Source organism: Mesorhizobium sp. BR1-1-15 (assembly GCF_020165475.1).
Taxonomy (GTDB): domain Bacteria; phylum Pseudomonadota; class Alphaproteobacteria; order Rhizobiales; family Rhizobiaceae; genus Mesorhizobium.
This window is the reverse complement of record NZ_JAIUIF010000009.1, coordinates 247373-257997: the sequence shown is the minus strand read 5'-3', so window position 1 is coordinate 257997 and position 10625 is coordinate 247373. Positions and strand designations below refer to the sequence as shown.

Below are 10625 nucleotides of genomic sequence, written 5' to 3'. Positions count from 1 at the left end.
CGCGTCGCCGGCACCCGCCGGGTGGAACTCGAGATCGGCGGCGAACGCCAGCGCGTCGAGATCGAGCTGCCCGTCGATCATCCCGCGGCCCAGAAGAGCCGGGTAGCGTTCCGCCCGGGCCGCTGGAAGCTGTTTTTTTCCGACCAGGCAGGCAGCTCATTCGCGCCGGCGGAACAGAACCCTCGCCAAAACGAGAAGACGCTTCCCCCAGATATCAGGAAGCGGCGTATGGCTGACGCAGGCCCGCTGATTTGAATTGTCCGTATGGAGGTGAGGCGGTTGCGAGCCGCCAGCCCAATGCTGGTTTGCCCAAGCAACCTCGGTTCGATCTAGCGACATGCAAAACAAGACCTAAGCGGCTCGCATGAATCCGTTTCGGCGTGCCGCGCTTCAAACAAAACGAGTGAGCTTGTCGCCAGATTGTTCGGCCCGCCACGCATTTGCTCCTGCGCTGGTCAAGGATCGCGCAGCTTCAGCACAGAGGCAAACAGCGCTCGCAGGCACACGGCAAACGCCGGCGGCTTCAGCTTCGGTGACCAGCCTTTCGCTGTGCGCCCGGCAGACATGCGGGACCGATCGGTTCGAAAGTCTTGTAGGTCAGGATGAATTCGCGGTGCCCGAGTTGTTCGGATTTCGTCGCATGGCCATTGGCGACAGCAAGAACCAGATTGAAGATTTCGTCGCCGACATCCGACAAGGTGGCGGCCCCTTCGAGGATACGTCCGGCATCGACGTCCATGTCGCCCGACAGGCGACGGTATGTTTCGGGATTGGCGCAGATCTTTATGACCGGTGCGACCGCCGACCCCGAGACCGAACCGCGGCCGGTGACGAAGAGCGTGAGGTGACAACCGGAAGCGATGAGCTCCACGATCTCGGCATTGTCCGAGATGTTGGGGAAGCCAAAACGCACGTCCCCGTCCGGCACGACATCCATCAGGTAGAGTCCGCCGCCAGGGGGAATGTCGCCCGGCTTGATGAGGCCCGAAATCGGCGACGAGCCCGATTTGGCATAGGCACCCATCGATTTCTCCTCGATGGTGGATAGGCCGCCATCGGCATTGCCCGGAGCGAAACTGCCATAGCCTAGCGTCGCGTAGTATTGCGCTGCCTTTGCCACGGAGGCGCGCAGCTCGACGCCGAGTCCAGGCGTCACGGCACGGCTCGCCATGATCTCTTCGCAGCCGATCAGCTCGCCGGTCTCCTCGAAAATACAGGCTGCTCCCGCACGGACCAGCCGATCGAAGGCAAGGCCGGCGGCGGGGTTGCCGGTCATGCCGCTGGTGCCGTCCGACCCGCCGCAGATCGTGCCGACGATAAGTTCACTCGCATCCATTGGCACTCTCGCGACCGCGCCCAGCTCTTGCAGGCGTTGCCCGACCCATTCGATGCCGTCGGAAATCGTCGACAAGGTACCGCCGTTTTCCTGGATCGTCAGCGTGGCCACCGGCCGTCCGCTTGCCTCGACGGTGCGGGCGAGCGAGAATTTGTTGAAGCTTTCGCATCCCAGTGACAGCAGCAGTACCGCGGCGACATTGGGATGCGTACACAGACGCTCCATCATCCGCTGCGCATAGGGATTGGGAAAGCAGCCTGGAAAGCCGATCAGATGCACGTCCCTGCCGCGGAAATGGGAGACAATTTCGCGACCGACATGATGCGCGCACTCTACCAGATAGGCCACGATCACAATGTTGCGGATGCCCTTGCGACCGTCCGGCCTGAGATAGCCGAGGATGGTGGACTGTTCGCCGGTCATGATCCGGTCTCCGCTATTACGTGCGTTTTGGTGTAGTCGCTCTTCAGATTGTGAATATGGACGTGCTCGCCGGGTCCGATCGACCGCGTCGCCGAGCCGATCGGGACGCCGTATTTGATGACCTTCATCCCCGGGGCGATCGGCAGCCGCGCCAGCTTGTGGCCGAGCTCCACGGCCTTGATCAGAATGCGCGACTCGCCGCCGACGATGATGGTCTCACCGGCTTCGATGCGCCGGCAGGCGACCAGCACATTGTCGTGATCGCAGAGCAGGAGCAGACGAGGATCGTCCATCGTCGGCTCACATGACGCCGAAGGTACGGAAGGCTTCGCAGGCGCTCATGCCGTCGCGGATCGCGGTTGCGACCTTGTTCTCTGTGCTGACCTTCTCGATCGCGCGCTCGATCGCTTCCTTTTCCGCCTCGCGCGGGATCACAAGCACGCCCTCGCGGTCGCCGAAGATCAGGTCGCCGGGCGTTACCAGGATGCCTTCGATCTCGATTGGGCAGCCATAGTCGATCACCTTGCCTCGCGGGCCCTGGTCCTGGGCATAGATGCCGCGCGAGAAGACCGAAAAGCCGAGCTTTTCGATTTCCCAGGAGTCGCGGATATAGCCGTTGAGGACGGCGCCGGCAGCCTTCAGCTTCTGGGCCCTGGTGGACATCAGCCCGCCCCACAGCGCGTAGCGGAAGGAGGAGCCGCTGGCGATGTAGACATCGTTCTCCGTCAGGCTGTCCAGCGCTTCCATCATGAGGCCGAACGGTTTGTTCGCGAGCGGACCGTGCGCATCCGGCGAACCGCCGGAAAACACGTCCGCCTCCAGCACCGGCATCGCGCGGCCGATGACTTTCATCTCCGGCTGCAACGGCACGATCCCGGCCGGCAGGAACTGCCGGCGGTGGCCCATTACATCGAGCACGTCGCCGACGACGGCCGTGAAGAGTTCCTTGCGGATGACTTCGAAGATCGCCTTGTCAGTATCGGTCGTCATCTGTTTTCTCCCTCGAAAAACTATGGTGTCAGAAGCCGTGCAGCGCGCCGCCGTCGACCACCAGTATATGGCCGGTCACATAGGCTGAGGCGCGTGAGGCGAGATAGGTCATGGCCCAGCCGATATCGGCGCCCTCGCCGAAACGACCCATGGGAATGCGGCTGTTGATCTTGCGCGCCCTTTCCGGATCGGCTGCGGTGGCCTGGCGTAGAAGCGCGGTGTCGATCCAGCCTGGTGCCACACCGTTGACGCGTATCCCGCTGGGCGCAAGTTCGGTCGCGAGCGCCCTCACCATGCCGACATAGGCGGCTTTCGCCGCCGAATAGCCGATCACGTTGGGAATGCCGAGGAAAGAGCTCATCGAGGCGGTGAAAAGAATGCTGCCCCTTGCTTCCGTCACCTGCGGCAGGAAGGCGCGCGAGAGGGCGAAGGCGCCGCCGACATGGACGTTCAGCACCGAATTGAAAGCCTCGACGCTCATCTCGCCGAGCGGCTTCTTGACCGTGTTGCCGGCATTGTTGACGAGGATCGAGACGCGTCCGGATTTTTTTGCCACCTCGCTGGCGAAACCCGTGGCACCGGCAGTGTCGGTCACGTCGAAGACATGGCTCGTGGCGGAAGGCCCCAGCGTCTCGCAGGCGGCAGCGAGCTTCGCGGCGTTGGTGCCGACGATCGTCACCTTGGCGCCGGCTTCGACGAAACAGGTGGCGATCGCAAGGCCGAGACCGCTTCCGCCGCCGGTCACCAGCGCATGCTGCCCCTCCAGCCCGAAGATATCCTTGATGCTCATGCGTCTTCCTTCGCTTCGATCCGGACGACGATCTTGGTGAAGCCTCCGGGGTTCTTGTCCCAGGCTTGCATGGCCGCACCGGCTTCCTCGATTGGCACGACGCGTGAGACGATGCGGTCGCCGGCGTCCCGATGTTGCTTCAGATAGCCGATAACATCGTGGAAATCGGCGATCTCGGAGCCGCGCGACCCGCGGATATCCATCTCCTTGAGCAGGAAGAACTTGGTGTCGTAAGCGATCTTGTTCTTGGCGTAGCCGACATAGACGACCCGGCCGCAGGACGCCACGAGATCGATCGCCTGCCGAAAGGTCGCATCCGCGCCGACCGCCTCGATGACGACCTGCGGACCGTCCCCACTGGTCAGTTCCAGGACATGCGCCAGGACATCTTCGCGCGACGCATCGATGGTGTCAGTGGCGCCGAGCACCTTGGCAACGGCGAGTTTGTCGGCGCTAAGGTCCACTGCGATCACGCGTGAGCCCCGCCTGACAGCGCCGAGCAAGGCGCCGAGCCCAATGACGCCGCAGCCAAGGATGACGACGGTTTCTCCAGCCGAAAGCTCGGAGCGGCGGACGGCATGGAAGCCGACGGCAAGCGGCTCGATCAGCGCGAGGTCCCGCTGGCGCATGCCCTCGACCGGAATGACCTTGCCCGCGGGAACGACGACGATCGAGGCCATCGCGCCCTCGCGCTGGACGCCCATCGTCCGGTTGTCCTTGCAGGCGTTCGGCCTGCCAAGGCGGCACGCATGGCACCTGCCGCAATTGAAATAGGGAAGAATAGTCACGGACTGGCCGACCGCAAGCGCGCTGACGCCGTCGCCGAGCGCCGAGATGGTGCCGGAGATTTCATGGCCCAGGACGCGCGGGTAGGAGATCAGCGGATTGAGGCCGCGAAACGACGTCAGGTCGGAACCGCAATACCCCACATACTCCATCCGCACCGCGACTTCGCCCGGGCCCGGTTTTGGTTCGGGCAATTCGACCAGCGAGATCTTGCCGGGTTCCTCGAGGCAGACAGCTTTCATCATGGCGCTCAGGCCTCACAGATCGTGCTGTTGTCGATGGCATCCCAGTCGATCTCGACCCCGAGGCCGGGGGCTGACGGCGGCGCGGCGTAGCCGTCCTTGATCGGCAGCGGCTGCTTGAGGCCGAAGGCGAAGTTCTCCATTGGATAGAGCACTTCGAAGAAGTCGCAGTTCTTGATCGCCGCGGCGCAATGCAGGTTGACGATCTCCATCGGGTGGAAGATGGCGGTATGGATCTCGCAATTGACGCCGAAGGCTTCGGCGAGGCGGGCCGTCTTCATGACGCCCGTGACGCCGCCCGTCCAGGAAACGTCTGCCCGGACGCGATCGACGACACGCGTCGAGATGCATTCGGCGATGCTGTAAGGGTGCTTCGCAAGGACTTCCGTCCCGACGAGCGGGATTTCGAGGGTGCGGGCGAGCTCCCGCAGCGAATGCACGTCCTCGTCGTATAAAGGCTCTTCCAGCCAGTAGAAGTCGAGCCTTTCCAGCTCGCGGCCGAAGCGGATCGACTGCTCGAGATTGAACATCGAGACCGGATCCGACATCAGCGTGAAATCCGGCCCGACGGCGGCGCGGACCTGGCGATGGACGTCGATATCGTAGTCGAGATCGAGACCGGGTGTATGGAGCTTGTAGGCCCGCAACCCTTCGGCCCTGGCGCGCAGCGCCTCTTTCACATAGTCCTGCGGCCCCGACAGGATCATCGAGCTGCCATAGACCGGCACGCGTTCGCGGAAGGCGCCGAGATATTTGTAGAGAGGCTGCCCGGCGGCGGTGGCCGACAGCAGCCAGAGGCAGGTGTCGAATGGTCCGTAGGCATAGATCGGCAAGTGGCCCCACCAGCGGTCGGCCACCCGGAAATCGTGCCATGCCTTTTCCCGGTCGAGCGGGTCACGGCCGATGAAGAACGGACGCAGCGTGTCGGCAATCAGCCTGCCGGCGCCCGCCGCCGAACGACCGGCGAACCCGAAGGCGGTTGCCTCGAGCCCGGTATCCGTCATCATGGTGACGGTGAGAAATTCGAACTTCGCGAAATCCCCGGTTCGAAACGCGCTGGCGGCAAAATCGCCTGGTTTGCGCTGGCAGCAGCGCACCTTCACATCCGTGATTTTCATGGAAAAACCTTCGATAAACCGATCGCAGCGGCATGTGTGGATCCGGGGGAGTCCCGGATCCAGTCATTCTCAGAAGCGGGGCAGGTCGACTTCGACACCCATCCATTTTTTCTGCAGGGCCTGCAGCTCACCTGTCGACTGAAGCATGAAGAGCTCCGTGTTCAGCCAGTGCAGGAAGTCCGGGTCGTTGCGGCGCAGGCCTATGCCCATCGGCGCCTGCGCCACAACGAACTGCTTCTTGAGGTTAGGATCGTGCTCCTCGACGGCGCGGGCAAGCGCGCCGCTGGTCACGATGCCTTCGACCTGGCCTGCGAACAGCGCCTGGGATGTCGACGCGTCATCGTCATAGCGCTGGATCTGTGCGCCTTCGACGGCCTTTTTGGTCATGACGATGTCGTTCGTGCTGGCCCGCGTCACGCCGATCTTCCTGCCCGCCAGATCCTCGATCTTGGTGATCGGCTGGTCGGCGGGACCGACATAGACCTGCTGGTCGACATAGTACGTGTTGGTGAACGCGATGGCCTTGGCGCGCTCGGCGGTGATCGAGAACGAATAGATCACGATGTCGAGCTTGCCCGAAGTCAGGTTCGGGATGCGGTTGGCTGCCGTCGTGTCGACGATGTTGACCTTGACGCCGAGATCGCGGGCGATTGCCTTTGCCACGGACACGTCATAGCCGTCGGGCTGCATGCTGCTGTCCATCAGGCCATAAGGCGGCGTTCCAAGGCCGACGCCGACATTGATAGTGCCGCGCTGCACGATGGCGTCCAGCGTGCTCTCGGCCTTTGCGGGCAATATCATGGCCAGCATCGCGGCGACCCCGACAGCAAGTCTCTTCAATAGCATGATACTTTCCTCCCTGGTGTGATGAACCGGATCTTCAGTTGGCTGCCTGCTGCAGGCGGCGCTCCAGGCGGCGGCTGGCATGGGACAGTATGGAGCAGATGCCGAAGTAGATGGCCGCGACCGTCAGATAGACGGGCAGCGGCTGGAACGTGGCGCTGGAGACGATCTGTCCTGCTCTCGTCAGTTCGATAAAGCCGACGACCGAAGCAAGCGCGGTGTTCTTGACGACCTGAACGGAGAAGCCGACCGTCGGAGGAATGGCGACGCGAAGCGCCTGCGGGATGATGACGTCGGTCATCGTGTGCCGCCAGCCAAGCGCCAGCACGAACGACGCTTCCCATTGCCCCTTGTTGATCGACTGGATCGACCCGCGCCAGATCTCGCCGAGGAACGCGCTGCTGTAGAGCGTAAATCCAAGGCCGGCCGCGTAGATCGCCGGAAGGTCATAGCCGAGATTGGCGACGCCGAAATAGGCGATGAAGAGAATGACGAGCAGGGGCGTTCCCTGGATGACATAGATATAGGCCTGTGCGATCCAGCGCATCCAGGCGAAGCGGGAGAGGCGCATGAGGGCGACAATCGATCCGCCGATGGCGCCGCCTGCAAGCGCAATTCCCGAGAGGACGACCGTCCACGTCGCACATTGCAGCAGAAACCCGACATGATGGAGATTGAATGTCTGGAACATCGTCATCGCCCTGCAAAGCGGAAGGAGAAGAGGGCACGGTCAATCAGTGCGAAGACGCCTTTGAATGCAGCCGTCAGGACAAGGTAGATGGCCGCGACCACGAGATAGGCTTCCAGGCTTCGGAAGGTCAGGCCCTGCACATCATTGGCGACGCCGGTCAGTTCCGGGACGGAGATGACCGAAACGACGCTGGAGGCCAGCATGATCAGGATGAACTGGCTGGTCAGTGCCGGAAAGATCGCTGAAATCGCCGGCAGCAGAACGACATAGCGGAAGGTGAGATACGGTGACATGCCAAGCGTGTGCGCCGCCTCCCGCTGTCCCTTGCCGATCGTCTGGATGCCGGCACGGACGATCTCGGTGATATAGGCGCCCGCGTAGAGCGTCAGGGAGAGGATGGCCGCCGTCACTTCGGAAATGCGAATGCCGACCGAGGGCAGGCCGAAATAGACGATGTAGATCTGCACCAGAAACGGCGTGTTTCGGATGATTTCCACATAGGCGGCCGCGATTGAGGAGAGGACTTTCGAGCTCGAAAGTCTCATCAGGGCGCCGACGATGCCGACGCACATGCCCAGAACCAGCGCGGCGGCCGACAGGCCGACAGTCAGCATGGCGGCGTGCACGAACAGGTCGCCGCGCGCGAATGTCCCGGAAAAATCTAGGTACCCCACACTCGTCCCCGGTCTTCAAACAAGGTTCGGTTCGATCGCTCGCGCAAGGACTTTTACCTGGCGCAAGGTGTTCTGCCGGCTTCTCTCGAGATGTCGCTGAAGCGCCGCGAGGATCTGGCTCTTCTTGCCGGCGACGATGGCATCGAGAATATCCTGGTGCTCCTCGACCGAGCGGCTGTAATCGCCTGGAATCGAGACGAAGACCGTATGCGTCTGGCCGACAATGCGGGAGTGGACCTCGGAGATCATCGGTATCCCCGCGGCGCCGACGAGCGAACTGTGGAAGGCCCGGTCATGGGAGAGCGCCTTCGCCAGATCGTCGAGCGACGACCCTTTGGCGAAGCGCCTGTGGTTTTCGAGGCTGTCCTGGAGCTTCGCCCGCAGCGCCTCATCGAGCCGTCCTGCGTCGAAGGCTGCTTCCACGGCCCCTTTCTCGAGCAGTGTCCTGGCCGCGTATAATTCCTCGACGGCTTCCTCGTTGAAGCTGCGGACCACCATGCCGCGCCGCGAGGAATTGACGAGAAGCCCGTCCGCCTCCAGCCGCAGGCAGGCTTCCTTGACAGGCGTGGGACTGATGCCCAGTTCCGCCGCCAATTCGTTTGGCAACAGGCGCTGCCCGCCTGCCAGCCTGCCGCCGACGATCCGGGACCGCAGCTCCTGGTAGGCCTGCTCGGCCAATGTTGTCTTGATCATGCTCATGGCCCAAGCATCGGTCAGGTTCCGGTTCGGCGCAACAGAAAAATTAAAAATAGAAAATTTTTTATTTTCCGATTTCGATCTTTCGGGTTACAAGCCAACTTCGCAACAAGGAGGAGTTCATGGACGCCAACGGCAGCGCCTTTGTGAAACTGCGCGATGCGGTGAAGATGTTCGGCGGGTTTCAGGCGCTCGATCACGTCAGCCTTGAGGTGGCGAAGGGCGAAAAGATTGTCGTCTGCGGGCCGTCGGGCTCAGGCAAGTCGACCTTGATCCGCTGCATCAACGGCTTGGAAGACCTGCAGCAAGGCTCGGTGGAAATCGACGGCAAACCGCTGGTCGAGAAGTCCCACGGACGTATGGTTCCGCGCCGGGACATCGGCATGGTGTTCCAGCAGTTCAACCTCTTCCCGCATCTCAAGGTGATCGAGAACTGTACGCTGGCGCCGATCCGCGTGCTCGGAAAATCGCGCAGGGACGCTTCGGAGAGAGCGCTGGAGATGTTGCACAAGGTTCGGATCGCCGATCAGGCGGACAAGTATCCGTCCCAGCTTTCCGGCGGCCAGCAGCAGCGCGTCGCGATCGCCCGCGCGCTCTGCATGCAGCCCAAGATCATGCTCTTCGATGAACCGACCTCGGCTCTCGATCCGGAAATGGTCAAGGAAGTGCTCGACACCATGGTCTCGCTGGCCTCCGAAGGCATGACGATGATCTGCGTGACGCACGAAATGGGCTTCGCCAGCCAGGTGGCCGACCGGGTCGTCTTCATGGACAAGGGCCGGATACTCGAGGAGGCCACGCCGAAGGAGTTCTTCGCAGCCTCGAAGCATCAGCGTGCACGCGAATTCCTCTCGCAGCTCCTTCATTGACAAATTCATATCCCCCAAGGGTCATAGATGAAAATCGCCTCCGTCCGCCCGTTCATTCTCCATCTTCCACTCACGTCGGACTCCATTTCGGACTCGACCCACAGCATCACCCATTGGGGTGTCGTGGGTACGAAGATCGTCACCACGGATGGGCTGGAAGGTTATGGCTTCACCGGCACGCATGCCCATCTGGCCGCCGACCGGCTGATAACGTCCTGCATCGGTGAGTGTTACGCGCCGCTTCTGGTAGGCGAAGACGCCTCGGATCATCAGCGTCTATGGACCAGGCTTGCGCGCCATCCTTCACTTCAATGGGTCGGTCGGGCCGGCATCACGCATCTGGCGCTGGCCGCAATCGATATCGCGCTGTGGGATCTGAAGGCGAAACGGGCGGGCCTGCCGCTGTGGAGTTATCTCGGCGGCGCGCGCACCGATGCCCTGGAGGCCTACAATACCGATATCGGCTGGATTTCGTTCGACCTGGACACGTTGCTGCGCGGCTCCGCGAAAGCCGTCGAGGAGGATGGATTCACACGCATCAAGATCAAGGTCGGCCATGACGACCCAAATATCGACGTCGAGCGCCTGGCGGCTGTGCGCAAACGTGTCGGATCAAGGATCCGGATCGCAATCGACGGCAACGGCAAGTGGGATCTTCCGACCTGCCAGCGGTTCTGCGCGCTGGCGCGCGACCTAGATATCTACTGGTTCGAGGAGCCGCTCTGGTATGACGATGTCGCCAGCCACGCGACGCTCGCGCGCAATACATCGATCCCGATCGCGCTCGGCGAGCAGCTCTACACGATCGACGCGTTCCGCTCCTTCGTCGATGCAGGAGCCGTCGCCTACGTCCAGCCGGACGTCACGCGGCTCGGAGGAATAACCGAATACATCCAGGTCGCGGACCTGGCACTGGCGCATCGGCTTCCCGTCGTTCCGCATGCAGGGGAGATGAGCCAGGTGCATGTGCATCTGAGCTACTGGCATCCTGCATCGACGATCCTCGAATACATCCCCTGGATCAAGGATCACTTCGAGGAGCCGATCCGCGTCGAAGGCGGCATCTACAAACGGCCCGAACGGGCCGGTGCGAGCACGACTGTCCTGGCCGAAAGCTTTGCCCGCTACGGCAAAAGCCTGGGCTAGGGCATTCCAGGAAAATCGCCC

13 protein-coding genes are annotated in these 10625 nt (G+C 62.3%); 3 read left to right on the top strand and 10 right to left on the bottom strand.

Annotated features, from left to right (window positions below; genetic code table 11):
* A partial coding sequence (locus LB541_RS17900; protein WP_224619170.1) for a TOBE-like domain-containing protein occupies positions 1-255 on the top strand: 255 nt, incomplete at its 5' end.
* A gap of 268 nt (positions 256-523) precedes the next feature.
* Here LB541_RS17900 and LB541_RS17895 read toward each other — a convergent pair.
* From LB541_RS17895 to LB541_RS17850, 10 genes are all read right to left on the bottom strand, one after another.
* Entirely contained in the window at positions 524-1759 is a 1236-nt protein-coding gene (locus tag LB541_RS17895; RefSeq protein ID WP_140632392.1) for a UxaA family hydrolase, read from the bottom strand.
* Entirely contained in the window at positions 1756-2052 is a 297-nt protein-coding gene (locus tag LB541_RS17890; protein WP_140498421.1) for a UxaA family hydrolase, read from the bottom strand. The genes LB541_RS17895 and LB541_RS17890 overlap by 4 nt, the downstream gene beginning before the upstream one ends.
* A gap of 7 nt (positions 2053-2059) precedes the next feature.
* Entirely contained in the window at positions 2060-2749 is a 690-nt protein-coding gene (locus tag LB541_RS17885; RefSeq protein WP_140498420.1) for an RraA family protein, read from the bottom strand.
* 28 nt (positions 2750-2777) lie between these two features.
* The gene (locus tag LB541_RS17880) at positions 2778-3539 is read right to left on the bottom strand and encodes an SDR family NAD(P)-dependent oxidoreductase (RefSeq protein WP_140514976.1); all 762 of its coding nucleotides are present in this window, start codon (positions 3537-3539) and stop codon (positions 2778-2780) included.
* Positions 3536-4570: a zinc-binding alcohol dehydrogenase family protein gene (locus LB541_RS17875; RefSeq protein ID WP_140632389.1), complete on the bottom strand. Its 1035-nt coding sequence runs from the start codon at positions 4568-4570 to the stop codon at positions 3536-3538. The genes LB541_RS17880 and LB541_RS17875 overlap by 4 nt, the downstream gene beginning before the upstream one ends.
* A gap of 5 nt (positions 4571-4575) precedes the next feature.
* A complete protein-coding gene (locus LB541_RS17870) occupies positions 4576-5685 on the bottom strand; it encodes an enolase C-terminal domain-like protein (protein WP_140514980.1) in 1110 nt (369 codons plus the stop codon).
* 69 nt (positions 5686-5754) lie between these two features.
* Positions 5755-6531, bottom strand: coding sequence for a transporter substrate-binding domain-containing protein (locus tag LB541_RS17865; protein ID WP_181165309.1), 777 nt, complete (start codon positions 6529-6531; stop codon positions 5755-5757).
* A 34-nt stretch (positions 6532-6565) separates the two neighbouring features.
* On the bottom strand, positions 6566-7219 hold the full coding sequence (locus LB541_RS17860; RefSeq protein ID WP_140632386.1) for an amino acid ABC transporter permease: 654 nt from the start codon (positions 7217-7219) through the stop codon (positions 6566-6568).
* Positions 7220-7221: 2 nt separating this feature from the next.
* On the bottom strand, positions 7222-7893 hold the full coding sequence (locus LB541_RS17855) for an amino acid ABC transporter permease (RefSeq protein WP_140632383.1): 672 nt from the start codon (positions 7891-7893) through the stop codon (positions 7222-7224).
* Between the two features lie 15 nt (positions 7894-7908).
* The gene (locus LB541_RS17850) at positions 7909-8592 is read right to left on the bottom strand and encodes a GntR family transcriptional regulator (protein WP_140581261.1); all 684 of its coding nucleotides are present in this window, start codon (positions 8590-8592) and stop codon (positions 7909-7911) included.
* A gap of 119 nt (positions 8593-8711) precedes the next feature.
* On the opposite strand from LB541_RS17850, the gene LB541_RS17845 reads away from it, so the two are divergent.
* Both LB541_RS17845 and LB541_RS17840 read left to right on the top strand, forming a co-directional pair.
* Complete coding sequence (locus LB541_RS17845) at positions 8712-9458, top strand: amino acid ABC transporter ATP-binding protein (protein WP_224619168.1); 747 nt, start codon at positions 8712-8714, stop codon at positions 9456-9458.
* Between the two features lie 27 nt (positions 9459-9485).
* Entirely contained in the window at positions 9486-10604 is a 1119-nt protein-coding gene (locus LB541_RS17840; RefSeq protein WP_140632378.1) for a mandelate racemase/muconate lactonizing enzyme family protein, read from the top strand.
* Positions 10605-10625: the final 21 nt, after the last annotated feature.

Bases quoted from the DNA above. Each gene is read 5' to 3' on its own strand.
- LB541_RS17895 (WP_140632392.1), bottom strand. From the start codon at position 1,759: ATGACCGGCGAACAGTCCACCATCCTCGGCTATCTCAGGCCGGACGGT.
- LB541_RS17890 (WP_140498421.1), bottom strand. From the start codon at position 2,052: ATGGACGATCCTCGTCTGCTCCTGCTCTGCGATCACGACAATGTGCTG.
- LB541_RS17885 (WP_140498420.1), bottom strand. From the start codon at position 2,749: ATGACGACCGATACTGACAAGGCGATCTTCGAAGTCATCCGCAAGGAA.
- LB541_RS17880 (WP_140514976.1), bottom strand. From the start codon at position 3,539: ATGAGCATCAAGGATATCTTCGGGCTGGAGGGGCAGCATGCGCTGGTG.
- LB541_RS17875 (WP_140632389.1), bottom strand. From the start codon at position 4,570: ATGATGAAAGCTGTCTGCCTCGAGGAACCCGGCAAGATCTCGCTGGTC.
- LB541_RS17870 (WP_140514980.1), bottom strand. From the start codon at position 5,685: ATGAAAATCACGGATGTGAAGGTGCGCTGCTGCCAGCGCAAACCAGGC.
- LB541_RS17865 (WP_181165309.1), bottom strand. From the start codon at position 6,531: ATGCTATTGAAGAGACTTGCTGTCGGGGTCGCCGCGATGCTGGCCATG.
- LB541_RS17860 (WP_140632386.1), bottom strand. From the start codon at position 7,219: ATGTTCCAGACATTCAATCTCCATCATGTCGGGTTTCTGCTGCAATGT.
- LB541_RS17850 (WP_140581261.1), bottom strand. From the start codon at position 8,592: ATGAGCATGATCAAGACAACATTGGCCGAGCAGGCCTACCAGGAGCTG.
- LB541_RS17845 (WP_224619168.1), top strand. From the start codon at position 8,712: ATGGACGCCAACGGCAGCGCCTTTGTGAAACTGCGCGATGCGGTGAAG.
- LB541_RS17840 (WP_140632378.1), top strand. From the start codon at position 9,486: ATGAAAATCGCCTCCGTCCGCCCGTTCATTCTCCATCTTCCACTCACG.